The sequence below is a fragment of the Streptomyces sp. NPDC048516 genome (assembly GCF_043199875.1).
GTDB lineage: Bacteria > Actinomycetota > Actinomycetes > Streptomycetales > Streptomycetaceae > Streptomyces.
In genome coordinates, this window is the sequence record NZ_JBICWS010000033.1 from 1 (window position 1) to 24325 (window position 24325).

The following is a 24325-nucleotide window of genomic DNA, read 5'->3' on the forward strand; positions in this document are numbered from 1 at the left end:
ATCCCACTCCGCATTCGTCAGATCCCCACGGCCCATACAGCCAGCCTGACGCCAACACTCCACCCGCGTCAGGAGATCCGAGAAACAGTGCCTAGTCCTCGCCGGTGGCGACGACGACCACGGCATGGCCGTTGCCGATGCCGACCACTGCCGCGTCGAAGGTGGCCTCGGTGACCGACGCCCAGGAGGTATTGCGGGGAGAGCCCTCCCGGTAGGCGGCGTAGCCGTTGGCGCGCCAGTCCGCGTCCGGCCCGAGCAATGTGATCAGCCCGTTGGCGAGGGCGTCGGCCAGGTGGCGCATCGGGCCGTCGGGCATCCGGTAGACGAGACTGCGGAGGAGCGTGGCGGCTATCCAGGGCGACAGTTCGTCCGGGGGGATCCGGATGCCCAGGGCGGACTCCATCTTCTGCGGGTTCCGTGGACCACCGTGCCCGTGCTTGCAGTGCCCGCAGTGCGGCGCGAGCAGCCCGGTGGGTTCCAGGGTGTCCCAGCACAGCTGCCCGTGGCTTCGGCCGTCGTCCGGCCCGAGGTGAACGATCCGGTCCGCGTACTCGGCCCACTCCGTCAGCCACATGCCGAGGTCCGGATCCGGCCCCAGGTCGTACGGCGGTGGCGGCTCGAACGGCAGATTCATGATCTTTCCTCCCCCTGTCCGGCCACTCTAATCGAGCCGGTGGTTGCCAGGGGCTGACGGTTGCTCAGGATGCCAAGGCCCTACGGGGCCACTCACCCGGCGGTGGAGGGAGTCATCTGGGGGGCTCGGGTACCGCCAGGGTCGGGAAGCGGCCGGAAATCGGCCGGATAACGGCCCAAGGGCGCTGGTCAGAGGCGGGGCCGGTGGGGTAGATCAGGAGTGGGGAGAGGGCGCGGTGGCCCCTGGCGGTGCCGTGGCGGGAGATCGGCAGGAGATCGGAGAGCAGGCTGCATGTCGGTACGACGTCTGAACCATGCGGTGCTTTACGTCCGTGATGTGGCGCGGTCGGTTGCCTTCTACACCGAGGCCCTGGGGCTCACGGTGGGGATGGAGGTTCCGGGACAGGCCGCCTTCCTCCACGCCCCCGGCTCACTCAACGATCATGATCTGGCGCTGTTCGCGGTGGGGGCGGATGCACCGGGACCCGAGGCAGGGCGGGTCGGGCTCTACCACCTGGCCTGGGAGATCGGCACGCTCGGGGAGCTCGTCGCGGCCCATGCGCAGCTCGTCGAGCGGGGAGCGCTGGTGGGATCGAGTGATCACCTCGTCGCCAAGTCGCTGTACGCCAAGGACCCGGACGGCAACGAGTTCGAGGTGATGTGGCGGGTCCCGCGGGAGGACTGGCCGGGACCGGACGAGCCGGAGCGGGTGCGGCCACTCGATCTGGCGGAGGCGCTGCGGCGCTGGGGACCGGATCTGGCGACGGGGGCGGCAGCCGGTTCGGCCACCTGAAGGAGCCGGTGACGGTGCCGGGCGCCACTACGGGCGCCGGGGACGCCTGCGGGGCGTGGTGCCCACGCGCCTCAGGAGTCCGGCGTGGCACGCTCCGTCGGCTCCGTCGGCCCCGCCTGCTCCGTCGGCTGGGTTCGCTCCGACCGCTCAGCACGCTCCGCCCAGCGCTTTTCGACGCCGGTCAGTCGCCAGTACGCCAGCGCCGCGGCCCACACCACCACGAACAGGCCGACGATGAGGAAGCCGACATTGTCGAGGTCGAGGCCGGAAATCCAGCCGGTCAGCGGGTCGTTGAGGGCAAGTTTGTCGTGCAGCACGGTCACCAGCTCGATCGTGCCGATGAAGAAGGCGACGGCGATCGACAGGCCGGTGATGGTGAGGTTGTAGTAGACCTTGCGCACCGGGTTGGAGAACGCCCACTGGTAGGCGAAGTTCATGAAGGTGCCGTCGAGGGTGTCGAACAGGCTCATGCCGGCGGCGAAGAGCAGCGGCAGGCACAGCACGGCGTACCAGGGCAGGCCGGCCGCGGCGCCGCTGCCCGCCATCACCATCAGCGTCACTTCGGTCGCGGTGTCGAAGCCGAGTCCGAAGAGGAAGCCGAGTGGGAACATCTGGCCGGGACGGGAGATCGAGCGGGTGAACCGTCCCAGGAAGCGGTTCATGAAGCCGCGCGCGTCGAGGCGCTGCTCCAGCTCGGCCTCGTCGTACTGGCCGTTGCGCATACCGCGGAAGACCCGCCAGATTCCGGCCAGCGCGATCAGGTTGAGGGCGGCGATGAGGTAGAGGAACGTGCCCGAGACGGTGGTGCCGACGGTGCCCAGGATCTGGTGCGTACGGGACTCGTCGTTGAGCAGGGTGCCCGCGAGCTGGGCGCCGCCCGCCACCAGGGCCGCCATCGCGACGACCACGCTGGAGTGGCCCAGGGCGAACCAGAAGCCGACCGAGACCGGTCGCTTGCCGTCGGCCATCAGTTTGCGGGTGGTGTTGTCGATGGCGGCGATGTGGTCGGCGTCGAAGGCGTGCCGCATCCCGAGGGTGTAGGCGGTGACACCGAGCCCCACGCCGAAGACCTGGCTGCCCACGGCGTAGTGATACGGCACCACGAGCAGGAAGAGCACGCCGAAGGCGATGACGTGCAGACCGGCTATGACGGCCATCAGGCCCGCTGTGCGGACGGTGTCCTGCCGGCGCCAGCGGAACGCCGCGGAGGCAGGGGTGGTACGGGTATCGGTGGACAGGGCCATCCGGCGGTCACGCTCCAGCACCTCGTGGATCACTTCGTGAGATGCCGTGGCCGGTCTCCTGGCTTACGGGTGCACGCGCCCGCCCCGCCTTCCCGGCCGCGGGTCGCGGTCAGTGGCGCCGCAGACGCGCCGTGCGTCTGCGGAAGGGGCGGAAACTCCCCGATCACAGTGGCGAGGGCCGCTCCGGTCTGGGACCACAAGGTCCGTCACCGGCTTCCCGAACACCACGGCCCGGCCACTCTAGCTGCCATGGGGTGGTTGCTGCCGCCCCGGTCGTCCTTTGCGCCGGCGGCCTCGGGGGCCGTTGGTTCGCGGCGGCGCAGTAGTCCTCAGCAGTTCTCGGCAATTCGCAGCAGTTCCCGGGCAGTCCTCGGTGGTCCTCGGTGGTCCTCAGTAGTGCTCAGTAGTCCAGGGAGGAGAGGAAGGCGTGGAGTTCGCGGTCGAAGAGCGCGGTGTTCTCCAGATTGACCATATGCGCCGCGCCCGGTATCCGGACTCTTCGGGCGCCGGGAACGGTGAGCGTGATCGCATGGGCGTTGGCGGAGATGTCCCTGCTGTCGAGGTCGCCGTCGAATACGACGGTGGGCACCCGTATCTCGCCCAGGCGGTCGGCGGCACCGACCTCAAGGGGCATACCGGCACCCGCACCCTCGCCATGTACCTCCACATTGGCCTCGGCCGAGGCACGCATCCGCGCACGGAAGCCGGGGTGTACGGCGGAGGGTTCGCGGTGCGGCCCGTCCACCCACATCCGCAGGAAGTGCTCGACATAGCGTTCCGCCCCGTCCGGTGCGCCGATCGCCGCCACCTGCTCCTTGATGTGCTCCAGGAGGAAGGGGTCGGTGAAGGCGCGGCCGCTGATGCCGGGGGAGGCGAGCGCGAGGGCCGTCACCCGCTCCGGGCGGGCTATGGCGGTGTCGAGCGCGACCCGCGCGCCATGGGAGAGGCCGACGAGGACGGCGCCGGGAACGCCGAGGGCGTCGAGCAGGGCGCACAGGTCGTCGTGGTTCGTGTAGTCCCCGGCCACGGTGGAGGACAGGCCATGGCCCCGGAAGTCGTAACGGATCGCGCGCAGGCCGGAGTTCACCAGCCAGGCGAACTGCTCGTCCCACATGTGCTGGTCGAGCATGCCGCCGTGGAGCAGCACCACCGCGGGGCCCGAGCCGGCCGTTTCGTAGAACAGCTCACCGTCCTCGACCGGCACGAGCCCGTTGTCGATCTCGGACCAGTCGGTGATTCCTCGGGTCATCTTGCAGGCCGTCCTTTGTGTACCGGATGCGATGAAGTGGGCGTGATGCCATTGTCGTCGCTCTTGCCGCTGCTGCCGCAACTGCCGGTTTCCTCCGGTGTCACGTGTGAGCCGTCCGCCAGCTGCCGGAACTCCTCGCCGAGCCGGTCCAGTACGTGGAGCGCGGTACGGACGTCCTCGGTGGAGAGGTCGGCCAGCCGCTGCCTCAGCTCCGCTGCCTCGGATTCCCGGACGCCGCGTATCGCCTCCGTGCCTTCGTCGGTGAGCCGGATCAGGGGCGAGCGGCGGTGTGCGGGGTTCGGGGCGGTCACGACCAGGCCCAGCTCCATGGCGTGGTTCACCCGGCGCTGCACCGGCTGCCGGTCGAGCCCCATCCCGCGCGCCAGTTGCGGCACGGTGCGCGGACCTTCGGCGCGCAGCGTGTCCAGCAACGCGTGTTCGCCGGCGGTCATGCCCGTGCCCGTCAGCTCGTGTTCCACCGCGCGGACGACCGTGCGATGCAGCGGCCACAGGCGTCGGAGGACGCCGTACAGCAGGTCTTCGGTGGGCGACGGCTCCCCGTCGCCGGCTTCCTTCACGTCATCGGCGCGCATCTCATTGACACTCATGATGTCATGATGACATCGCTGATGTCGTTTGGGAAAGGGGCTGCCGCGGAAAGGAATGGAGAAGGCGGCGGGCGCGACGGGGCTCGTGCGGCCGGCCGACGGGAGAAGAGGCGGGAACGGTCCAGGAGAAGTGACGAGAGCGGTCGACGAGACCAGTCGACGAGAAGAGGCGAGGAAAGGGGATGGTGGATGAAGGTCGGTCTGTTGCGTGCGGTCGGGGTGGCCACGGCCGTGTACGGGGTGGCGGTGGCGGCGCTGCCCGATCTGCTGGCACGGCCCTCGGGGCTGGCCGACGCCAGAGGGCGGACCGCGCCGGCGACCCGCACCGCACTGCGCCCGCTGGCCTGGCGGGACGCGGTGAGCGGGTTGGCGATGACGGTGGCTCCGGAAGGGCCGGCCCTGCGCACCGCCGCCTGTGTGCGGATCGCGGCGGACTTCGGGGACGCCGTCCTGCTCGGTGCGACGCTGCCGGGGCGCGGCCGGAAGCTGACGGCGGTGGCGGTGTCCGTCGGGTGGGGTGCGCTGTCGGTGGCCGGGCTGCTCGCCGACCGGGGGCGGTGGGGGAGCGGGGTCATGCGCTCGGTGGAGGTGGGGCCTCTCCGGGTGCGAAGGTGATGATGAGGTCGGCGCGGTCGCGGGTGGCCGCCACCACACGGGCGTTGGCCTCGTCCGAGGCGCGTACGAACCGCTCGGCGTCGGCCCGCGGACGCCCGAACCGCTCATGCCGGTCGACCAGCCGCCGGATCCGTTCCGGGGTCTCCAGCTCCACGTACCAGACCTCGTCGAGCAACGCCCGGACCCGCGGCCAGGGGGCGGAGTCGAGGAGGAGGTAGTTGCCCTCGGTGACGATGAGGGGAATGTGGGGCGCGACGGGGATGCTGCCGGCCACCGGCTCCTCGATACGGCGGTCGAACGCCGGGGCGTAGACGGCGGTGTCCGGCTCCGGGGAGCGCAGCCGCGCCAGCAGCGCGGCGTAGCCGGCCGGGTCGAAGGTGTCCGGCGCGCCCTTGCGGTCCGTACGGCCCAGGCGGCGCAGCTCCGCCTCGGCGAGATGGAAGCCGTCCATCGGGACGAGTGCCGCCTGACCGGCCAGCTCCGCCACGAGGTGGGCGGCGAGGGTGGACTTGCCGGCGCCGGGCGGGCCGGCGATGCCGAGCAGCCGCCGTCGGCCTGGGGTCGCGGAGGCGGCGAGCCGATGGGCGCGGGAGAGGAGGAGCCGGAGATCCATGGTGCGTCCATCGTGCCTGACCGGGTGCGTTCCCGGTGCTTGACCGGGTGTGTCAGGGGTGCCTGACGGCGGGGTGTGTTCCTCGTGCCCGTGACGGGGTGCCGCTTCGGGCTTGCGGTTTCCGCTGCGTCAACTTCTACGGTCATCCATGGGGCCGGAGAGACCGGCCCGGCGAGGGGAGGCACGGCAATGGCCTGGTCGATCGCGGAAGTGGCCCGGATGTCCGGGGTGACGTCCCGGACGCTGCGGCATTACGACGAGATCGGTCTGCTGCCGCCCGCGGGGATCGGAAGTAACGGGCACCGCTACTACGAGGAGGCGGACCTGCTGCGGCTGCAGCAGATCCTGCTGATGCGGGAGTTGGACCTGGGACTGCGGGAGATCCAGGCGGTTCTGGACAGCCAGGTCGACCGGGTGGCCGTACTGGGCGAGCACCACCGGCGCCTGCTGAGGGAACGGGACCGGCTGGAGACGCTGGTCCGCACGGTCGGGCGGACCCTCGCCGAACTGGAGGAAGGCAAGAACGACATGGTAAAGATCAACAGGCCGGAGAACCTGTTCGAGGGCTTCGAGGCCTCTGCCGCCGAGGCCGAGGCCGAGGTGCGCGAACGGTGGCCGGCGAAGTGGGAGCAGGCCCGGCAGGCCAGGGAGGCCATGACCGCCGAGGAGCAGGAGCGGTGGCAGCGTGAGGTGACGGCGCAGATGATCCGCATAGCGGAGTTCATGGTGGCCGGCACACCGGTTGCCGATCCCGCGGTGCAAGCCGAGATGCACGCCCACTACCAGGACATCTGCCGGTTCTGGACCCCGGACGCGGCCGCCTACAAGGGGCTGGCCCAGACCTACGCCGACGACCCGCAGTTCCGTGCGAACTACGACTCGATCGCCGAGGGGCTGGCCGTCTACCAGCAGCAGGCGATGGTCGTCTACGCCGATGCCCGGCTGAGCTGACGGGGCTGAGGGGCTGACGGAGCTGACCGGGCCGGCCGAGCCGGCCGACGGCTCTCCTTGCCGGGGGGCTGCAGACCCCCGGCAGTAAGCAGCTCTCTTCCCCGCTCTTCTCCTTCACTTCCGCCACGCTCGGAACATGCGCCCCGACGCCGGACGCCCTCAGGGAGTGCCGGACGTACCCCGGTCCGCGGTGCCCAGGCGCCACAGGGAAGTGACCTCTGCCGCGCGGGCCACGTGAAGCGGGTCGGAGGTGTCGCGGGCACGTGGATGCCGCGGGGTGATGTCATGCCGGCCCAGGACCCTCAGGCCGGCCTTGGCGAAGGCGTCCAGCAGCTCGGTGTGCGCGCGCAGGCCGAGGTGTTCCGCCAGGTCGGAGAGGATCAGCCAGCCCTCGCCGTCCGGTGTCAGATGGTCCGCCAGACCGCTCAGAAAGCCGTACAGCATCCGGTTTCCCGGGTCGTACACCGCGTACTCGACGGGTGAGGTCGGCTTTGCGGGCACCCATGGGGGGTTGCAGACGATCAGCGGGGCGCGGCCGGCCGGGAACAGATCGGCCTCGACCACTTCCACCTGTCCGGCGAGGCCCAGCCGTTCGGTGTTCTCACGGGCACAGGCCAGCGCGCGCGGGTCCTGGTCGGTGGCCACGACCCGGCGGACGCCGCGCCGGGCGAGTACGGAGGCCAGTACGCCGGTGCCGGTGCCGATGTCGAACGCCAGCTCGTCGCCGGGCAGCGGAGCCTCGGCCACCAGGTCGACGTACTCGCCGCGGGCCGGGGAGAAGACGCCGTAGTGCGGATGGATACGGTCGCCGCCCAGCGCCGGGATCTCGACGCCCTTCCTGCGCCATTCGTTGGCGCCGATGAGACCGAGGAGTTCGCGCAGCGAGACGAGCGAGGCGGTCGGATCCGTGCCGCCGGCGGCCTCCCCGTCGGTCTCCCCGGCGGCCTCCTCGTCGGTCTCCCCGGCGGCCTCCCCGGTGGGAGACTCCACGGGGCCGTACGCCCTGGCGCAGGCCTCGCGGACATCGGGGGCGCGGTGCAGCGGGACGGCGAGGGTCGCATCGAGCGGGACCAGCAGCATGCCCAGGATGCGGGCGCGGTGATTCTGCGCGGCCCGGTGCAGATGGAACGCCTGGGTGACATCGGCGGGCGGTGCCTTGCGGGGGCGGCGGTCGATGCGGCGGGCCAGCGCCGTCAGCAGTTGGCGGGCGTTGTGGAAGTCGCCGCGCCACAGCAGCGCGGTGCCCTCGCAGGCGGATCTGTAGGCGTCGTCGGCCTTCGTCCGGTCGTCCGCGATGACGACGCGGCGCGGTGGCGGGGTGCCGTTCTCGGAGCGCCAACGGGCGGAACGGGGCTCGTCGGCCTCGGTCCATTCGACGACCGGCGGTTGGTTCACCGAAATGTGCCTCGTGTGTGTGGTTCGGGCCCGTCCCAGGGGTGCCGCTGTGGTGCGGCGCCGGTCCGGCGCCGGGGGAGCGGCCAGGCGCTCTCGGGAGACGGTGGGCGGGGTGGACGGTCGACTTTACTCCGTATCGGCCCGGGGCCTGTTTCGAAGTCGGGTCGTTCGCGCGGAGGGCGGGCCTCGGGCCGGGGTCAGGCGACGCCGAACGCCGCGGCGTAGCGCACCGTGCCGCGCGGGGGCGGGGAGCCGTCCAGGGACAGCGCCATGAAGGCCTCGTCCGGCCAGGGCTGCGGGGGCAGGATGCCGAAGCGGGTGGCGGCCGGGGCGAATCCGAAGCGTGGGTAATACGGCGGATGACCGAGCACGAGGGCGGTTCGCTCGCCGGCTTCCCGCGCCGCCCGAAGGAGCGTCCTGATCACCGCGCCGCCCGCACCGCACTTCTGGTACCCGGGCAGCACCGCGCACGGGGCGAGTGCCACGGCGGGGACGTCGTCGACATGACAGCGCGTCAGCAGCGCATGGGCGACCGGGGTGCCGTCCGGTGCCTCGGTGACGTAGGACAGACCCGGCAGCCAGGCCGCCGGGTCGCGGCGCAACGCGTCGACGAGGTCCGCCTCACCGGCCGACTCGAAGGCGGCGAGGTTGATCCGGCGGACGGCCGGTACGTCGCGGGCGGTTTCGGGGCGGGGGTGCCAGGTGCCGGGGGCCGGGGTCCGGCGGGTGGTGGCCCCGGGGGTGGTGCCGCCGGGGGCGGTTGAGCCGTCGCTGTCGTGGGTGCCGCTCATGTGCTTCATCGTCGCACCGGGGTCTGACAGCGGGCCAAGGGATTTCCGCGCCGGTGGCCGGTGGCCGGTGGCCGGTGGCCTGCGGGCGGTGGCTGACGGGCAGCGGGCAGCGGGCGGCGGGCAGCGGGCGGCGGGCAGCGGGCGGTGGCCGGCGGGCAGCCGCGGCCCCGTCCCGGCCTGCCGGTCGCGCACCGTCCCCGTCAGTCAGCGGCAGCGTGTTCCGGACGGCGTATCAGGAAGGCGGCCGCGGACCCGGCGGCGAAGAGGGCCATCACGGAGAGGGCGGTGCCCGCCCAGGACGTGCCGAGCCATTGCCCGCCGAAGTAGCCGAGGCTGACGCTGTAGGCGGCCCAGGCGAGGGAGGCCAGCGCGGACCAGGGAAGGAACTCGCGGACCGTACGGTGCGCAACGCCGGCCCCGAGGCTGACCACCGAGCGCCCGGCGGGTGCGAAGCGGGCCAGGACGACGATGGCGCCGCCGCCTCGTGTCAGCGCCGCGCCGAGCCGTTTCTGCGCAGCCGTCAGACGGCGGGAACGGCGGATGGCGCGGTCGAAGCGGTCGCCGCCGCGCCAGGCGAGGCGGTAGGCGGCCATGTCGCCGAGCACCGAGGCGGTGGCCGCGCACAGCATCAGGGAGAACATCTGGGCCGGGTGCGTACCGGTGTGGACGGACGAGGTGACATCGGCACCGCCCACCGCGCCCGCCGCGGTGCTGGTGCCGGCGGCCGTGGTGGCCGCGGCGATCACCAGGACTCCACTGGGCAGGATCGGCACGAACACGTCGAGAACGATCGAGAGACTGACGATCACATACACCCAAGGGGTGCCGCTGAGGGACCCCAGCTTTTCCAGCAACGCCCTGCTCCCGGTCCGAACCCCGCCGCGACGTCGCTGGTGCGGCAGGGGCGGCCCTACAGCCATACAGCGTACGCCTGGGCTCCGCGCGCGCCGGGCCGGGGGTGGAGGGCGGCGGGCGGCTCATATGGCGGAGATGCCGCACGGTCCGTACGGCCTGCACGGCCTGCACGGTGGAGATGCCACGGCCCGTACGGCGGAGATGCCGCACAGGCCGTGCGAGGGGGCGGGGCCGGTGGGTGCGCCGGGCCCGCCGGCGCGCGTGCGTCAGGCGGCGGAAGGCTCGTGGCGCACGGCCGAAGCCCGCTCCTGCCGGCCCTCGCCGAAGAAGACCCGGTCGAGGGCCCACGTCCCGGGGCCGGTGAAGAAGATCAGCAGGAAGGCCCAGCAGAACATCACGGAGGCCTCACCGCCGTTCTGTATCGGCCACAGTGCCGAGCCCTGGTGCATCGAGAAGTACGCGTACGCCATCGAGCCGGAGCTGATGAACGCCGCGGGGCGGGTTCCCAGGCCGAGCATCACGAGGATGCCGCCGGCCAGCTGGATCACGGCGGCGTACCAGCCCGGCCAGGCGCCGGTGGGGACGGTGCCGCCCTGACCCATGGCGCCACCGAGGACGCCGAAGAGGGAAGACGCTCCGTGGCAGGCGAAGAGCAGCCCGACGACGATGCGGAAGAGCGCGTGCACGTGCGGGGCTGATTTCTGGATGAGCGAGGACAGAGGTGCGGACATGTGGGGACTCCTACGGTCTCTGGGGACGAGGTAACCGTCGGAGGCAGAGGTTAGGGACACCTAAGCAGTACTTGCAAGTTCAACTTCTGGCCGAATCGGACCTTTGGCCGGAAACCGCCGAGCCGGCCACCGCGACCGCGCCCGTTCCCGGCCCGCTTCCCGCCTCAGGCCCGCTTCCCGTCGCCGGCCCGCCTCCCGTCGCCGTCCCCGTCGCGGCCGTCCCCGCCCCCGTTCCCGTCACCGCGGCCCGCAGCGCCGCCCGCGCCACGGCGTCCGTGTCCGCCAGCGTGACCGACCCCACCCCTGGACGGGCCCCCGCCGCCGTCACCCAGTGCACGCCCTCCGTGGGCACCCCGACCGCGAAGCGCCGCGGGTGGCGCGCGCCATCCGCCCCGACGACGTGGTACGGGCGCGGCGACACATCGAGGCCGCCCGTTTCGTAGCCGTCCGCGGTGTGCGGCCGGCAGCCGCCCTCGGCCAGCAGCCCGGCCAGCAGCGGGTCCGCGGTGTGCCGCAGATCCGGTTCCGGCAGCCGCGCCTCGATCAGCGCCGTCGCCGTCACCTCCGAGCCCGCGACGTCCGGCGAATGGGCCGTGAAACCGGGCCCGCTGCCGTCGGCGCCGCCGAGCCGGACGGTCATCCGCGGGCCGATCACCTCCAGCACCCCCGCCTCGATCAGCGCGGTCATCTCCTCGATCCGGCGCCGCGGCGGTCCGATGGACAAGAAGGCGTTGAGCGGGGTGTACCAGCTGTCCAGGTGCCGGCGGCGGGAGGCTCCGGCCAGCCCACCGTGGTCGACGATCTGCCGCAGCTCGTTGCGCAGATCCCGCAGCACGTCGAGGGCCGCCTTGAGCGGGCCGGACACGTTGTCCTGCCGGGCGTGCGCGATGTCCTGGCGCAGATGCCCCAGCAGCCACTCCCGGAACGCGGTGCGGTCGGCGAACGACCGCTCCGCGTGCGGCCGGGCGATCCGGTCCCAGTCCCAGCGCTCGGCCGGGGCGATCCCGAAGGCGTCCAGGACGGCGGCCTCGTCGGTGCCGCGGTGTGCGCTGCTCAGGAAGCGCCCCAGGAAGCGCTCCAGGAAGCGGTGGCGCGGCTCACCGCCCGCACCGCCCGCACCGCCCGCACCGCGCCGCCTCAGCAGCGCCTCGTAGTAGACCGCTTCCACCTCCTTGGCCACCAGGGGCCAGACCTCCGTCAGGAAGTCCGGCGGATCGCCGGAGTCCGCACGCTTGCGGAAGGCCGCTATCACGTCCGGCGTCAGCAGCAGCGGCAGATGACGGCCGTGCGCGCCCTTCGCGTTGTCGCCGCGTGCGTGGTACGGGATGCCGCGGCGGGAGCCCGCGTACAGCCGGGGTTCGCGGCCGGACGGCAGATAGGCCAGCGCCCCGTCGGCACCGTCCACGAACCGGCCGCCGCGGGCCGTGGTCAGCAGCGCCATGTGATCGAAGAAGTTGAGGCCGAGACCGCGCAGCAGTACCGGGCGGCCCGGGGCCAGTGCCGCCAGAGGGGCGGAGAGGTCGGCGGGGTTGGCGGGCGGGAGGTAGTGCAGGCCGTGCCCGGCGGCGTAGCCGGCCAGGCGCCGTTGCTCCGGGCCGGCCACGGCCGGCAGATGGCCCTGGGCGAGCACGACCGCCCCCAGCCCGTGCAGCGTCCGGCCGTCGTCGAGGGTGAGCGACTGCGATCCGCCGGGGGCCTCGGCCAGGTGCACCGCGCGGGCCCGGTGCACCACCACCGTCACCTCCTCGGGAGCGGTGCGCACGGTACGGCCGAAGACCCACTCCAGATAGCGGCCGTACAGCGCACGCCCCGGATAGTCGTCCGGGCCGACCTCGCAACCCTCCCAGGCGTACAGGCTCGGCCCGGTACGTATCGGACCGGCGCACTCGACGCTGTCGTCGGTGAACAGCGTGACCTGTGAGGCCACGGTGTTCATCAGCAGCTCGGGGGGCTGGGCGGTGCGCCACACCTGGCCGGCGCCGGGCGGGGCGGGGTCGATGACATGGACGGTCAGCCGGGCGCCCGGGGCCAGTTCGGCGGCCGAGGCGCAGATCCGCTCCAGCACGCTCGTCCCGCGCGGCCCCGCACCGACGAGGGCGAGAGCGGGCCGGGGCTGGCGGTCGGCGAGATGGTCGGCAGCCAAAAGGGGCTCTCCCTGGGGCGGCGGACGGCCGGCGCGCGGGCGCGGCCGCCCGAGAGTGCGGGCGACGGGCAAAGGTGCGCCCCATCATCACCGCCCGATCCGCCGTTGCAGCACCCGGGGGTGGGCAAAAAATACGCCGGAATCCCGGGGTGGCTGCCCGGTCGCCGCGCCCTTCAGGACACCTGCCGGGCAATTACCGGAACCGGGGCGTCCGGATCATCCGGTCTTCGGGCGTTCGGTTCCCGGGGCACGCCCGCCCGCATCACCGGATTTCCCGGCAACCCGCGCATCGGACAACGCCGCCCGCCAGACCGTGACGAGCCGGACGCCGCCCCGCTTCTCCCGGCGGGCCTGGTCCAGGGCGAGGCGCGCCGTCCGGCCCGCCAGGGTCAGCGTCATCAGCTGGTTGCCGAACCACGGGCCGCCCGTACGCCGCCACTTCACCGCCGGGCGGGCCAGTCGCCCGTGCCGGGCCAGCAGCTTGCCCAGCCAGCGGCCCGACCGGCTCCAGCCGAAGCGGAAACCGGCCTGCAGCGAGCCGGGAATGCTGTTGTGAACGGGGGAGCAGGTCAGTTGCAGCACCCGGCTCGTGGGGTGCGGCCCGGCCCCGCGCCAGTGCGGCTCGGCCACATAGGCGTGGTGCACATCCCCGGACAGCACACAGACCGTCGCCGGCGCGTCCGCACCGCCACCGGCCTCGGCGATGAGCTCGGTGAGTGCGGTGAACGAACCGGGGAAGGCCGCCCAGTGCTCCAAGTCGGCGCGCTGGCGCAGGAATTCGCCCCTGCGGGCCCAGCGGGGTCCGCGCTCGCCGGCGCACAGCGCGGCGTTCCAGCCCTCCGCGGCATGGATGAGGTGCGGCAGCAGCCAGGGCAGCGAACTGCCCAGCAGCAGGTGGTCGTAGCCGCTGCGCCCCTCCAGCACCGCCTGCCGCAGCCATTCGCCCTCGCTCTTGTGGAGCATCGCGCGGTTGTTCTCGTCCAGCACGCGGGTGGCCCGGGTGTCGATCATGACCAGCCGCACCCGGCCGAAGTCGCGGCGGTAGCTCCAGCGTGCGCACGCCGGATCGGCATCCGCGCCGGCCGCGAACTCCCGCACCGCGTCCGTCGCGTCCGGCAGCGCCCGCACCCGCGCGTACAGCTCGTCGGCGGCCAGCTCGGCGGGCGAGAGATTGCCCAGGTGCTGGTGGACCCAGTACGACATCAGGCCGCCGAGTATCCGCTCCCGCCACCAGGGGGTCGCCCGCATCCGGGCCACCCAGGCCGCCGAGGTGTTCCAGTCGTCGATCACATCGTGATCGTCGAAGATCATGCAGCTGGGGACCGTGGACAGCAGCCAGCGGACCTCCGGGTCGAGCCAGGACTCGTAGTAGAGGTGGGTGTACTCCTCGAAGTCCGCGACCTGCTTCCAGGGCGGCTCGCTGATATCGCGGCGGCCGGCCAGCACGCGGGCGGTCGCCTCGGAGGTCTGGTCGGCGTAGACCTGGTCGCCCAGCAGGAGCAGCACGTCGGGGCGCGGCCGGCCGGGATCGGCGGCCAGCGTGGCGGCGAGGGTGTCCAGGGCGTCCGGGCCCACCGGGTCGTGCGCCGCGTTCGAGGGCGTCGCCGACCAGCGGCAGGAGCCGAAGGCGAAGTGCAGCGGCTCGTCGGGGGCGGCGGGCAGCGTACGGATGGTGCTCGCCGGGAAGGGGCTGCCGGGCGGCGGCCAGACCGTCCCCCGGGCACCGCCGGGAGGCGCCCCCAGCTCTTCCAGCAGGACCTCGTAGGGCGTCTCGGTGCCGGGCGTGAGGCCGGTCACCGGGACCAGCGCATAGTGGTGCCCGGCCACCTGCCAGGTCCGTTCCGCGCCGGCCGCCCCGCCGTCGCAGCGGACGTGCACCACGCACGGTTCATCGGTCTCCACCCACACCGTCGCGCTCCGTGCGTCGACGTAGCGCAGCAGCGGCCCCAAGCGCAGTCCGGCCATCGGTGTCTCCCCACTCGTCGTGGTCAGAGGATAGGAGCACAACGGACGCGGCGGGGGGCCGGGGCGGCGGCGCGCCCGCCGGCCGGTGGTTTCGGCCGACGGGCGCGCGGGACCGGCCCCGCGGGCATGCGGGGAACGGGGTCGCTCAGCAGCCGTCCAGGATCTTCTTCAGCGCGGCCTTCTCCGCGGAGTCCGCGGTCATGCCGTACTCATGCTTCACCGACACCCACATCCGGGCGTACTCGCAGTGGTAGGACGCCTTCGGCGGCAGCCACTTCGCCGGGTCCTTGTCGCCCTTCTCCTGGTTGACGTTGTCGGTGACGGCGATCAGCTGGGAGTGGGTGAGGTCGTTGGCCAGCTCCTGGCGGCGCGCGGTGGTCCACTGTGCGGCGCCCGACTTCCAGGCCTCCGACAGCGGTATGACGTGGTCGATGTCGAGGTCGGCCGGGTCGGTCCAGGTCGCGCCGTCGTAGGCCGAGACCCACTTGCCGCTGGTCGCCGCGCAGCTGTCGTCCTGCTTCACGTCCGTGCCGTCGCGCTTGAGCACCACTTCGCGGGTGTTGCAGTTCTTGCCCTGGTCGATCCAGTGCGGGAATTTGTCGCGGCTGTAGCCGTCCTGCGGGCCTTCGGCCTGTTCCTTGATCTGGGTCAGGTACGTCCGTGCGGTGGCCGCGTCCGGCGGGCTGGGCGGTGCCGCCTGGGCGGACTGGCCGCTGAGCGCCAGCGTGCAGACCAGCGCCGCCGCCGATCCCGCGGCGAGGGAAACTCGACGCGCGTAGACCTTTTTCATCGAAACTCCCGGAATGTGGGGGGAAGTTACTGTGCGGTGCCGCCCCATGGTGGCGATGTGGGGTTTCCACGGGATGGGCACCAGGTAACAGAGTGGCGACATGCTCACGTCAGTTCAAGGGGAGCTGACGGGGCACCACAAATGCATCACGGCACTCCGGTTGAACCGCTCCCGCGTATGCGCCCTGTCGCCGCCCTAAGGTGAGCGCGTGCTGCTGCCGGTCAACGTCACCCTCGGGGTCGTCCTCGCCGTCCTGCTGGCCGCCGCCGTGGCCGTTGCCGCGCTGGCGCGCCTCGGCCATGCCCGGGCCATCGCCGTGGCCGGAGTGCGCGCCGCCGCCCAACTCGCCGCCGTCTCCTACCTCATCGGCTGGGTGGTGCACGTCCTCCCCTGGCTGCTGAGCTTCCTCGCACTGATGTTCGCGGTGGCGGTACGGACCGCCGGCCGCCGGATCACCCGGAACCGCACCTGGTGGTGGGCCGCCGCACCGATCGCCGCCGGGGTCGTCCCGGTCGTCGGTCTGCTGCTGCTCACCGGCCTGGTGCCGCCGCGCGGCCTGACCCTCATCCCCGTCGCGGGCATCCTGATCGGCGGCGCGCTGACCGCCACCGTCCTGGGCGGGCGGCGGGCGCTGGACGAGCTGGCGATGCGGCACGGCGAGTTCGAGGCGGGTCTCGCGCTGGGGCTGGCGGACCGCGACGCACGGATGGAGGTCGCCCGCCCGGCCGCTTCGGACGCCCTGCTGCCGGGGCTCGACCAGACCCGGACCGTGGGATTGGTCACGCTGCCCGGCGCCTTCGTCGGGATGCTGCTGGGCGGCGCCTCCCCCGTACAGGCGGGCGCGGTGCAGCTGTTCGTGCTGGTGGCCCTGCTGGCGGTGCAGGCAGCGGCCTGCGCGACGGTGCTGGAGCTGGTCGCGCGCGGACGGCTGCACCGCGTACCCTTGACGGCAGCAGAAGGGGAGTAGCTCTCTGCCGGACCGTCGACATACTGCCCTCCCGTTGCCCGCCCGCCATTCCTGGCGGAGCGCCTGACCGGCGCTGGGAGACGGGGGAGCCGGCGCCCGGAGCCCGGTACGTACGCCTACCGAGCCAGCGAGACCTTCGGCCGCAGTGTCTGACGCTGCCGTGCCGAAGCGACCCCTCTCCCGGGCCCCTTTGGCGCGGCCCGACCGATCGAGGTATCCCACCCCGTGTTCAGCCTTACCGTCGCCGCAGTCGTCTTCGGCGTCGTCTTCCTCGCCGAACTGCCCGACAAGACCGCCCTCGCCGGGCTGATGCTCGGCACCCGCTACCGCGCCTCGTACGTCTTCGTAGGCGTCGCCGCGGCCTTCCTGGTGCATGTGGCGCTCGCCATCGCCGCGGGCAGCGTGCTGACGCTGCTCCCGCACCGCTGGGTCCAGGGTGTGGTCGGTGTCCTCTTCCTCGCGGGCGCCGCCGTGCTGCTGTTCAGGAAGGACGACGACGAGGAAGAGGTGAAGAAGCCCGCCGACCAGAGCTTCTGGAAGGTCTCCGGGGCGGGCTTCATGATGATTCTGGTCGCCGAGTTCGGTGATCTGACCCAGATCATGACCGCCAACCTCGCGGCCCGTTACGACGACCCGCTCTCGGTCGGCATCGGCGCCGTCCTGGCCCTGTGGGCGGTGGCCGGCCTGGGCATCCTGGGCGGCCGGACGCTCATGAAGTACGTGCCGCTGAAGCTCATCACCAAGATCGCGGCGGGTGTGATGCTGCTGCTGGCGGGCTTCAGCCTGTACGAGGCGGCTTCCGGCTGAGCCGTACGCGGGACGGGGCGGGCGGGGGCTCCCGGTGGGTGCTCACTCCGCGCCCCGAACCCCTCGCCCCGAACTCCGTGCCCGGCGCTGCACGCCCCGCGCGGGGGCTCAGCTCGTGAGATGCACCGCGATCATGCCGTCCGCCAGGGCCTCGACGCGGACGCCGGTGAGGTCGCGCACCTGCACGGTGGGCGCGAAAGCCGCGGCCCGGTCGCCGACGCCGACCACCCGCATACCGGCCGCCCGGCCCGCCTCGATGCCTGCCTCGGAGTCCTCGAAGACCAGGCAGTCCTCGGGCGCGTACCCCAGCTCGGCCGCGCCCTTGAGGAAGCCCTCCGGGTCGGGCTTGCTGGCGCTCACGCTCTCCGCCGTGATCCGCACGGCGGGCATGGGCAGCCCCGCCGCACCCATCCGCGCGTCGGAGAGCGCGATGTCGGCGGAGGTCACCAGGGCGTGCGGGAGGGTGGCGAGGGCGGCCATGAAGGCGGGCGCGCCGGGTACCGGCACCACGCCGTCCGTGTCGGAGGTCTCCTGCGCCAGCATCCGGCGGTTGTCGGCCAGGTTGCGTTCCATGGGGCGGTCCGGCAGCAGCGCGGCCATGGTGGCCCAGCCCTGCCGGCCGTGGACGACCTTGAGGACCTGGTCCGCGTCCAGCCCCTGCTCATCGGCCCAGCGGCGCCAGCAGCGCTCGACGACCGCCTCGGAGTTCACGATCGTGCTGTCCATGTCCAGCAGCAGGGCGCGGGCGGTGAGCGTGGTGGTGGCCGGCATCGGCGGGCTCCTGAGCGCTACGGGCATACGTACGGATGGTGGCGCGTATGCGGACGGTCATACGGAGGGGCCGCCGTATGCGGACCGTGCCGCCGTATGCGGACCGTCATACGGATCGTGCCGCCGTATGCGGACGGTGCGGATCGCACGGGGAACACAAGCGGTTCCGCCCGCCGGTCAGGGAGTGCGGGCGGAACCACTTTGTTCCTTCACGATACAAAACGCATCCGGGTGTCGACAACCGGGCTGGTCAGCGTCCCGCGCCGGGGCCGGTCCGCCGGGTCAGGACGGGCTGCCCTCCGGCTCGCGGGTGCGGGACTCCAGGGACGCCCGGGTCGGCGCGCCGTAGACGCCGTCCGGGTCGCCCGTCACCCCGTAGGCCCGCTGGTAGCGGGATACGGCGGCCTGCACCGCCGTGCCGTAGCGGCCGTCTTCCGGGCCCGCGTAGAAAGCCAGTTGCCGCAGCCGGTCCTGCAGTTCGGCCACTTCCGGGCCGGCCGCCCCTTCGCGCAGCACGATCGGCCCCGTGGGCGGGGTGCCGGGGACGCCACTTCCGGGGGAGTGCGTCGGGAACCGTGTGACGCTGCCGGAGGCCCGGGTGGGAGCGGGGGCCGGTGCCCCGCCGGTCCGGTGGCGCTGCCCGCCGGCCGTGGGGCGGGGGATGCCGGTCGCGCCAGGCGACGGCGTGCGGACCGCGGAGCGGGAGGGGGCGGCGCTGCCCCGTGCGGGGGCGGAGGCGTCGCCGCTGGGGAGACCGGCGCTGGGGGAGGTGGTGCCGTGGTCGGGCATCGCCGCCCGGTCCCTGGTGCCGCCGGACAGGGCATCGGTGGCGATCAGGACCGCGGCGGCGGCGAGAACGGCCCCGGCGGTGGCCAATACGGCCGGGAGGGCACGCCGGTGGCCAGGGGTGGAGGCGGAGGCGCGGGCGGCCGGTGCCCCTTCCGGGGGTGCGAAGCCTTCCGAGGGGACGAAGCCTTCCGAGGGGACGAAGCCTTGCGAGGGGACGGAGTCTCCCGAAGGTGCGAACCCTTCCGCAGTTACGGAGCCTTCCGCGGTGACGGGACCGCCGGCCCGATGCACGGCGGCGTCCACCCCGGGTAAGTCGTCCAGCCGGTCGCCCCGGCTCACAAAGAGGGCGTGCGACCCGCCGTAGACCTCCCGCGCGCCGCCGTACGCGCCCTCGCCCGCGCCGCCGGCCCCGCTCTCGCTCCCGCTCCCGTCCCCGCCCGCGCTGTCGCCCGCGTCGTCGCCCGCGCCGTCGTACGTGTCGCCCGGCAGTGACACGTACGGGCGAACGCGCAGCGGATCAAAGCCGTCCGCATCGACCGCCGCACACAGACAGGCCGGCCGGCCGTCGCCGCGTACGGGGGCAGAGCAGTGCGGGCATATCGGTGCCGTCACGAGCGGTCCCCTCCCTGGAGGCATCGAACCGGCAGCGATTATCCAAAGGGCGCACCCGTTCGCGCAGGCGCTCGAAGACATCCGTACGGCATACCCCGGGTGTCCCCCGAACGGCCCCGGATACCGGACGCCGTCCGGCGGGCCGTATCCGGCCGAACCGCCCAGGATGGGAGGAGCCCGAAGGGCGCTCCGCGACGGAAAGGGCGGCCCGGCGGAACAGAGGGAGACGCACATGGCGCAGGACACCGGCGCTCCTGCCGTCCCCCGCGAGGAGGGGGCACGGCGCACGGTCCTCGTCGCGATCGGCGCGCTGCTGCTCGGCCTGCTCATCGCGGCGCTCGACCAGACCATCGTCGCCACCGCGCTGCCCACGATCGTCAGTGAGCTCGGCGGCCTCGACCACCTCTCCTGGGTGGTCACCGCCTACCTCCTGGCCTCGACGGCCGCGACTCCCCTGTGGGGCAAGCTCGGTGACCAGTACGGCCGCAAGAGGCTGTTCCAGACCGCCATCGTGATCTTCCTGATCGGGTCGGTGCTGTGCGGTATCGCGCAGAACATGGGCCAGCTGATCGCCTTCCGGGCCCTCCAGGGGCTGGGCGGCGGCGGCCTGATCGTGCTGTCGATGGCGATCGTCGGCGACATCGTGCCGCCCCGCGAACGCGGGAAGTACCAGGGCCTGTTCGGCGCCGTGTTCGGCGGCACCAGTGTCCTCGGGCCGCTGCTCGGCGGGCTGTTCGTGGACCACCTCAGCTGGCGCTGGGTGTTCTACATCAACGTCCCCGTGGGCATCGTCGCGCTCGCCGTCATCGCCGCCGTGCTGCACATCCCGCGCCGCCGCACCCCGCACCGGATCGACTACACGGGCACCGCCGTGATCGCCGCGGTCGCCGCCTGCTTCGTCCTGATGACCTCGCTCGGTGGCGTCACCTACCCCTGGGCCTCGTGGCAGATCGTGGGATGCGGAGTCCTGGGTGTCGTACTGCTGGGCGCGTTCCTCGTCATCGAGCGCCGGGCCGCCGAACCCGTCCTGCCGCTGCGTCTGTTCCGTAGCCGCACCTTCACGCTGACCGCCGCCATCGGCTTCGTCGTCGGCTTCGCGATGTTCGGATCGATGACGTATCTGCCGACGTTCCTGCAGGTCGTGCAGGGGGTCACGCCGACGATGTCCGGGGTGCACATGCTGCCGATGGTGGTCGGCATGCTGCTCGCCTCCACCGGCTCCGGGCAGCTCGTCAGCCACACCGGCCACTACAAGGTCTTCCCGATCGCCGGCACCGGTGTCACGGCGCTCGGACTGCTGCTCCTGCACCGGCTCGAACCGTCCAGCGGCGTCGCGGGGATGAGTGCCTGCCTCTTCGTCTTCGGCTTCGGACTCGGCCTGGTCATGCAGGTACTGGTGCTCATCGCGCAGAACGCCGTCCCCTACCGGGACCTGGGCGTCGCCACCTCCGGCGCCACGTTCTTCCGCTCCATCGGTGCCTCGTTCGGGGTGTCCCTCTTCGGCACGCTCTTCACCAGCCGGCTCCGGCCGCGGATCGCCGACGCCGTCGCCGGAGCGCACCTGCCGCCGGGCGTCGACCCGTCAAAGATCGCCGAGGATCCGCGGACCGTCGCCCGGCTGCCGTCCGGGCAGGCCGCCGGGGTCCTCAACGCCTACGCCGTCTCGATCACCGACGTCTTCCTCTACGCCGTCCCGGTCGTCCTGGCCGCGTTCGTGCTGGCCTGGTTCCTCAAGGAGGAGCCACTGCGCAGCAGCGTCACCGCCCCCGACACCAGCGAGGTGCTCTCCTCCAACCCCGTCGAGCGGTCCTCGCACGACGAATGCGCCCGCGCCCTGTCCAAACTCGGCAGCAGGGAAGGCCGCAGGCGCATCTACGAGAAGATCACCGCTCGGGCCGGGCTGGACCTCAGACCGGCGGCCGGCTGGCTGATCCTGCGCATCCACCGCCACGGCGCGGTACAACCGGCGCTGCTCGCCGAGCGCAGCACCGTCCCGCTCGGGGTGCTCGCCGAGAGCATCCGCCAGATCGAGGAACGCGGACTCGCCACTCGCGACGGGCAGTTCCTGCGGCTCACCGACAGCGGACGGGAGATCGCCGACCGGCTCGCTGCGGCCCGCCGGCAGTCGCTCGCGGAGATGCTGGGTGACTGGTGGACCCAGGACCGGCCCACCGATCTCACCGCACTCGTCCGGGAGCTGACGGCGGAGCTGTGCGGCTCGGACGCGGAGAAACCCCGCCACGGCGCCGCCCGCCGGACACTGCCCCGCACCCCACCGCACACACCACAGCCGCCGGACCTGGCGAAGTGAAAACGTCCGAAGGCGATCCGAAGGTGAGTTGACGGCTCAGGGCCGCCGACCTGGTGGCTCAACACCGCCGCCGGGCCGGCGCCCGGGTGATGCGTGCGCCCATCCCTCACGGTGATGCGTGCGCACATCCCTGACGGAACTGCGTGCGCACATCCCTCACGGAGCAGGCACCGGACGCTCCCGGCCGGTCAACGGCCCTCGTCCTCCTCCAGCCGCTTCTCGAAGAAGATCTCCGCGTAAGGGTCCTCGTGGTACGGGTCGATCTCCACGAAGCCGTGCCGCCGGTAGAGCGCGACGGCCTCCACCAGATCCCGCCGGGTGTCGAGCCGGATCCGCTCGGCGCCCAGCTGCGCCGCGACCCGCTCCGCGGCCGTGAGCAGCACGCCCGCACCGCCCCGGCCGCGCCGGGCGGCCCGTACGAACATCTGCTTGAGCTCCGCGGTCCGTGCGTCCAGCATCCGCACGCCGACGCAGCCCGCCGCCACCTCGCCGTGGCGGGCCACCAGCAGCGTGCCGTGCGGCGGCGTCAGATCGGTGCTGGGGTACTCCGCCACCCCCTCGTCGATCTCCTCCGGAGTCGAGCGTCGGCCCTCGTGCAGGGCGAAGTAGCGGTCCGCCACCTCGGTGTAGTACTCCCGCAAAAGCGCCTCGGCATCCGGCGAACCGACCGGCTCCGCGGAGACGGCCCAGGGGAGTCGGAGGGCGGCGGCGTCACTCATGGCGTCATTGTGGCGGCCGGTGCGGCGCGTGGCGCAACGGTTTTCCGAGTGACGCCGCCGAAGGCGGTCAGCCCTGCTTCGGGCCGGTCTGCTGCACCACCTCGAAGGACCACAGGGTGGAACCGGACGCGGCGGGCTTGGGCCGCTCGCCGCCCCCGTCACCGCCCTGCTGGTGCGCGGCCTTCATGGGGCCCTCCATCCACGCCTGGAACGACTCCTCGTCCCGCCACCGGGTGTAGACGAGGTACTGCTCGGTGCCCTCGACGGGGCGCAGGATTGTTGGATGTACCTTACGAACCATGAGCGACGATGACTTGGTATCTCGTGCGCAGTGGGGGCAGTTAGAGGGGCAGCACTGGGCGGTACTCGTCCGACTGTCCACCGATGAGAGCGACGACGAGCCCGTGACCGAGCCGGTCGAGGGCGAACGTCGGCGAGGCCCCATAACAGGGCGGGACATCAAGAGCACCAAGGAACAGGAGCGCGACGGCCGCGACTTCATCAGCCGGCGTGGTGGCTCGTGCGTGCACGTCTACTACGAGCCGGACACGTCCGCCTGGCGCAAGAAGCGGGTGCGGCTTCCCGACGGGCGGGTGGTGTACAGGGTCGTGCGCCCCGTCTTCGAAGGAGCCTTGGAGGACCTGAAGTCAGGTCGGACGCCTGATGGGCGGCGCCTTGACGGATTGATCGTCTACGACATCGACCGCCTCACGCGGGACAACCGTCACCTGGAAGACGCCATCGATGCGGTCGAGCGCCACAGGCGGCCGATCATCGACATCAACGGCAGCCTTGACCTGCTGACGGAGAACGGTCGTGCCACGGCGCGAGTTGTCGTGGCGATGAGCAACAAGCAGTCCGTCGACACCTCCAGGCGGGTGCGCCGCAAGCACAGGGCTCTGGAGCGCGAAGGGATCCCGACAGGCGGAGCCCGACCGTTCGGCTGGAACGACGACAAGCGCACCCTGCACCCGACCGAGGCGAAGCTACTACGGGCAGCAGCACTCGGCATTCTTGGGGGCGCTCCGGTACGGGCCTCCTGCGTGCGCTGGAACGAGCAGGGTGTGACCACGCCGCGGGGAAGCACTTGGAGCACAACCAAGCTCAAGGCGGTATTGCGGAATCCACGTATCTGCGGGATCCGCTCCCGCAAGGTTCGCGTACTCAACCCGGAAACCGGCAGCGAGAACGAGCGCTGGGAAATCGTCTACGGCGACGACGGCGAGCCCGTACAAGGGCAGTGGGAGCGCATCATCACCGAGGAGCAGTGGAAAGCGCTCATGGAGGTGATCGGCGACAATATGGCACCGGGGAGTGGGCACAACTCGCGGAAGTACTTGCTCACCGGAACTCTTCGATGCGACAAAGACGACTGCGGTACAGCGCATAGGGCAATCAAGGCGCCGAAGAGCGCGAACAAGCCAGATGGATTCTTCTACTACGCATGCCCGGACAAGGGCCAGGGCGGGTGCGGTGGTGGCACCAAGATCCCAGGCCCGGACGCGGAGAAGGCGGTCACGGAACTGGTGATCGCCAAGTACGAAGAGGAGGCCGCCGCCCGGCAGGCAGCGGCAGCGCCGAAGGACTGGGAGGGGGAGGAGGAGCTGACGCGCGTCCGTGAGGACATCGAAGATGCCAAGGAAGCCCGCAGGAAACGGATCCTCAGCAAGGAGCGATATTTTGCGATGCTCCAGGAATTCACTGCCCAGGAGCGTCGTCTGGTGCGAGACCGGAATCGCTGGATCAAGCATCAGCATGCCTCGTTGGGCAAGCCGGTTGACTTGCGGGCTGATTGGGACGATCTGACGCTTCCGGAGCAGCGTGCCTATGTCGAGCAGACACTCACCGCTGTCCTTGTCGCGCCGGCGGTCGGTCGCCGAAAGCCGGTGCACACACGGCTGACCCCGCTTTTCCGTTCTGAAGATGACGCTTAGGCCCTGTCCTTCAGGTCAGATTGCGGAGTCGTTTGTAGC

The 24325-nt window shown here is 71.9% G+C and carries 22 protein-coding genes, 1 pseudogene and 1 riboswitch; of the genes and pseudogenes, 7 read left to right on the forward strand and 16 right to left on the reverse strand.

Annotation, left to right across the window (positions count from 1 at the left end; all coding sequences use genetic code 11):
• Positions 1–91 precede the first annotated feature (91 nt).
• Positions 92–634, reverse strand: a complete 543-nt coding sequence (locus ACGFR7_RS35265; protein ID WP_393327505.1) for a hypothetical protein — start codon at positions 632–634, stop codon at positions 92–94.
• A 291-nt stretch (positions 635–925) separates the two neighbouring features.
• Here ACGFR7_RS35265 and ACGFR7_RS35270 point away from each other — a divergent pair, with 291 nt between their 5' ends.
• On the forward strand, positions 926–1426 hold the full coding sequence (locus ACGFR7_RS35270) for a VOC family protein (protein ID WP_393327508.1): 501 nt from the start codon (positions 926–928) through the stop codon (positions 1424–1426).
• Between the two features lie 71 nt (positions 1427–1497).
• Here the strand turns inward: ACGFR7_RS35270 and ACGFR7_RS35275 are convergent, their stop codons facing one another.
• From ACGFR7_RS35275 to ACGFR7_RS35285, 3 genes are all read right to left on the reverse strand, one after another.
• Positions 1498–2703 carry a HoxN/HupN/NixA family nickel/cobalt transporter gene (locus ACGFR7_RS35275; protein ID WP_393327511.1) on the reverse strand — a complete coding sequence of 402 codons (1206 nt, stop codon included), beginning with the start codon at positions 2701–2703 and terminating at the stop codon, positions 1498–1500.
• Positions 2701–2914, reverse strand: a riboswitch (cobalamin riboswitch). (Overlaps the previous gene by 3 nt.)
• A gap of 156 nt (positions 2915–3070) precedes the next feature.
• Positions 3071–3919 carry an alpha/beta fold hydrolase gene (locus ACGFR7_RS35280; RefSeq protein ID WP_393327514.1) on the reverse strand — a complete coding sequence of 283 codons (849 nt, stop codon included), beginning with the start codon at positions 3917–3919 and terminating at the stop codon, positions 3071–3073.
• Positions 3916–4527: a MarR family winged helix-turn-helix transcriptional regulator gene (locus ACGFR7_RS35285; RefSeq protein ID WP_393327517.1), complete on the reverse strand. Its 612-nt coding sequence runs from the start codon at positions 4525–4527 to the stop codon at positions 3916–3918. The genes ACGFR7_RS35280 and ACGFR7_RS35285 overlap by 4 nt, the downstream gene beginning before the upstream one ends.
• Positions 4528–4716: 189 nt before the next feature.
• Here ACGFR7_RS35285 and ACGFR7_RS35290 point away from each other — a divergent pair, with 189 nt between their 5' ends.
• Positions 4717–5142, forward strand: coding sequence for a hypothetical protein (locus tag ACGFR7_RS35290; protein ID WP_393327520.1), 426 nt, complete (start codon positions 4717–4719; stop codon positions 5140–5142).
• Here ACGFR7_RS35290 and ACGFR7_RS35295 read toward each other — a convergent pair.
• Entirely contained in the window at positions 5099–5755 is a 657-nt protein-coding gene (locus ACGFR7_RS35295; RefSeq protein WP_393327522.1) for a nucleoside/nucleotide kinase family protein, read from the reverse strand. The genes ACGFR7_RS35290 and ACGFR7_RS35295 overlap by 44 nt on opposite strands.
• Before the next feature lie 189 nt (positions 5756–5944).
• Here ACGFR7_RS35295 and ACGFR7_RS35300 point away from each other — a divergent pair, with 189 nt between their 5' ends.
• Positions 5945–6706 carry a MerR family transcriptional regulator gene (locus ACGFR7_RS35300; RefSeq protein ID WP_393327525.1) on the forward strand — a complete coding sequence of 254 codons (762 nt, stop codon included), beginning with the start codon at positions 5945–5947 and terminating at the stop codon, positions 6704–6706.
• Between the two features lie 159 nt (positions 6707–6865).
• On the opposite strand, the gene ACGFR7_RS35305 is transcribed toward ACGFR7_RS35300, so the two are convergent.
• The 7 genes from ACGFR7_RS35305 to ACGFR7_RS35335 all read right to left on the reverse strand — a co-directional run bounded on the left by ACGFR7_RS35305 (position 6866) and on the right by ACGFR7_RS35335 (position 15376).
• Positions 6866–8101 carry a methyltransferase gene (locus tag ACGFR7_RS35305; RefSeq protein WP_393327528.1) on the reverse strand — a complete coding sequence of 412 codons (1236 nt, stop codon included), beginning with the start codon at positions 8099–8101 and terminating at the stop codon, positions 6866–6868.
• A 197-nt stretch (positions 8102–8298) separates the two neighbouring features.
• Positions 8299–8892 carry a GNAT family N-acetyltransferase gene (locus tag ACGFR7_RS35310; protein ID WP_393327531.1) on the reverse strand — a complete coding sequence of 198 codons (594 nt, stop codon included), beginning with the start codon at positions 8890–8892 and terminating at the stop codon, positions 8299–8301.
• 200 nt (positions 8893–9092) lie between these two features.
• Positions 9093–9746 carry a DedA family protein gene (locus ACGFR7_RS35315; RefSeq protein ID WP_393327534.1) on the reverse strand — a complete coding sequence of 218 codons (654 nt, stop codon included), beginning with the start codon at positions 9744–9746 and terminating at the stop codon, positions 9093–9095.
• A gap of 267 nt (positions 9747–10013) precedes the next feature.
• Positions 10014–10478 carry a DoxX family protein gene (locus ACGFR7_RS35320; RefSeq protein ID WP_393327537.1) on the reverse strand — a complete coding sequence of 155 codons (465 nt, stop codon included), beginning with the start codon at positions 10476–10478 and terminating at the stop codon, positions 10014–10016.
• A 79-nt stretch (positions 10479–10557) separates the two neighbouring features.
• Positions 10558–12621 (reverse strand): FAD/NAD(P)-binding protein, encoded by a 2064-nt coding sequence (locus ACGFR7_RS35325; protein ID WP_393327539.1) that lies wholly within the window; start codon positions 12619–12621, stop codon positions 10558–10560.
• 216 nt (positions 12622–12837) lie between these two features.
• On the reverse strand, positions 12838–14586 hold the full coding sequence (locus tag ACGFR7_RS35330) for an alkaline phosphatase D family protein (RefSeq protein ID WP_393327542.1): 1749 nt from the start codon (positions 14584–14586) through the stop codon (positions 12838–12840).
• A gap of 145 nt (positions 14587–14731) precedes the next feature.
• Positions 14732–15376 carry an HNH endonuclease family protein gene (locus tag ACGFR7_RS35335; protein ID WP_393327543.1) on the reverse strand — a complete coding sequence of 215 codons (645 nt, stop codon included), beginning with the start codon at positions 15374–15376 and terminating at the stop codon, positions 14732–14734.
• Positions 15377–15584: 208 nt separating this feature from the next.
• Between ACGFR7_RS35335 and ACGFR7_RS35340 the strand changes: the two genes are divergently transcribed.
• Together ACGFR7_RS35340 and ACGFR7_RS35345 are read left to right on the forward strand one after the other, a co-directional pair.
• Positions 15585–16343, forward strand: coding sequence for an ABC transporter permease (locus ACGFR7_RS35340; protein WP_393327544.1), 759 nt, complete (start codon positions 15585–15587; stop codon positions 16341–16343).
• A 225-nt stretch (positions 16344–16568) separates the two neighbouring features.
• Positions 16569–17150: a TMEM165/GDT1 family protein gene (locus tag ACGFR7_RS35345; RefSeq protein ID WP_393327547.1), complete on the forward strand. Its 582-nt coding sequence runs from the start codon at positions 16569–16571 to the stop codon at positions 17148–17150.
• 108 nt (positions 17151–17258) lie between these two features.
• Here ACGFR7_RS35345 and ACGFR7_RS35350 read toward each other — a convergent pair whose 3' ends face one another.
• Positions 17259–17921, reverse strand: a complete 663-nt coding sequence (locus ACGFR7_RS35350; RefSeq protein ID WP_393327550.1) for an HAD-IA family hydrolase — start codon at positions 17919–17921, stop codon at positions 17259–17261.
• Positions 17922–18203: 282 nt separating this feature from the next.
• On the reverse strand, positions 18204–19322 hold the full coding sequence (locus ACGFR7_RS35355) for a peptidoglycan-binding protein (RefSeq protein WP_393327552.1): 1119 nt from the start codon (positions 19320–19322) through the stop codon (positions 18204–18206).
• Between the two features lie 232 nt (positions 19323–19554).
• Between ACGFR7_RS35355 and ACGFR7_RS35360 the strand changes: the two genes are divergently transcribed.
• Complete coding sequence (locus ACGFR7_RS35360; RefSeq protein ID WP_393327554.1) at positions 19555–21633, forward strand: MFS transporter; 2079 nt, start codon at positions 19555–19557, stop codon at positions 21631–21633.
• Between the two features lie 188 nt (positions 21634–21821).
• On the opposite strand, the gene ACGFR7_RS35365 is transcribed toward ACGFR7_RS35360, so the two are convergent.
• Both ACGFR7_RS35365 and ACGFR7_RS35370 read right to left on the reverse strand, forming a co-directional pair.
• A complete protein-coding gene (locus ACGFR7_RS35365) occupies positions 21822–22352 on the reverse strand; it encodes a GNAT family N-acetyltransferase (protein WP_393327556.1) in 531 nt (176 codons plus the stop codon).
• A gap of 67 nt (positions 22353–22419) precedes the next feature.
• Positions 22420–22629 (reverse strand): annotated as a pseudogene (locus tag ACGFR7_RS35370) (antibiotic biosynthesis monooxygenase family protein); the annotation flags it as partial.
• Between the two features lie 22 nt (positions 22630–22651).
• Between ACGFR7_RS35370 and ACGFR7_RS35375 the strand changes: the two are divergent.
• Positions 22652–24286: a recombinase family protein gene (locus ACGFR7_RS35375; protein ID WP_393327559.1), complete on the forward strand. Its 1635-nt coding sequence runs from the start codon at positions 22652–22654 to the stop codon at positions 24284–24286.
• The last annotated feature ends 39 nt before the right edge of the window (positions 24287–24325 follow it).

Coding starts and splice junctions, on each gene's coding strand:
- ACGFR7_RS35265 (WP_393327505.1), bottom strand. CDS start 634: ATGAATCTGCCGTTCGAGCCGCCACCGCCGTACGACCTGGGGCCGGAT.
- ACGFR7_RS35350 (WP_393327550.1), bottom strand. CDS start 17,921: ATGCCGGCCACCACCACGCTCACCGCCCGCGCCCTGCTGCTGGACATG.
- ACGFR7_RS35375 (WP_393327559.1), top strand. CDS start 22,652: ATGAGCGACGATGACTTGGTATCTCGTGCGCAGTGGGGGCAGTTAGAG.
- ACGFR7_RS35365 (WP_393327556.1), bottom strand. CDS start 22,352: ATGAGTGACGCCGCCGCCCTCCGACTCCCCTGGGCCGTCTCCGCGGAG.
- ACGFR7_RS35300 (WP_393327525.1), top strand. CDS start 5,945: ATGGCCTGGTCGATCGCGGAAGTGGCCCGGATGTCCGGGGTGACGTCC.
- ACGFR7_RS35285 (WP_393327517.1), bottom strand. CDS start 4,527: ATGAGTGTCAATGAGATGCGCGCCGATGACGTGAAGGAAGCCGGCGAC.
- ACGFR7_RS35310 (WP_393327531.1), bottom strand. CDS start 8,892: ATGAGCGGCACCCACGACAGCGACGGCTCAACCGCCCCCGGCGGCACC.
- ACGFR7_RS35270 (WP_393327508.1), top strand. CDS start 926: ATGTCGGTACGACGTCTGAACCATGCGGTGCTTTACGTCCGTGATGTG.
- ACGFR7_RS35330 (WP_393327542.1), bottom strand. CDS start 14,586: ATGGCCGGACTGCGCTTGGGGCCGCTGCTGCGCTACGTCGACGCACGG.
- ACGFR7_RS35290 (WP_393327520.1), top strand. CDS start 4,717: ATGAAGGTCGGTCTGTTGCGTGCGGTCGGGGTGGCCACGGCCGTGTAC.
- ACGFR7_RS35335 (WP_393327543.1), bottom strand. CDS start 15,376: ATGAAAAAGGTCTACGCGCGTCGAGTTTCCCTCGCCGCGGGATCGGCG.
- ACGFR7_RS35360 (WP_393327554.1), top strand. CDS start 19,555: ATGGCGCAGGACACCGGCGCTCCTGCCGTCCCCCGCGAGGAGGGGGCA.
- ACGFR7_RS35295 (WP_393327522.1), bottom strand. CDS start 5,755: ATGGATCTCCGGCTCCTCCTCTCCCGCGCCCATCGGCTCGCCGCCTCC.
- ACGFR7_RS35320 (WP_393327537.1), bottom strand. CDS start 10,478: ATGTCCGCACCTCTGTCCTCGCTCATCCAGAAATCAGCCCCGCACGTG.
- ACGFR7_RS35280 (WP_393327514.1), bottom strand. CDS start 3,919: ATGACCCGAGGAATCACCGACTGGTCCGAGATCGACAACGGGCTCGTG.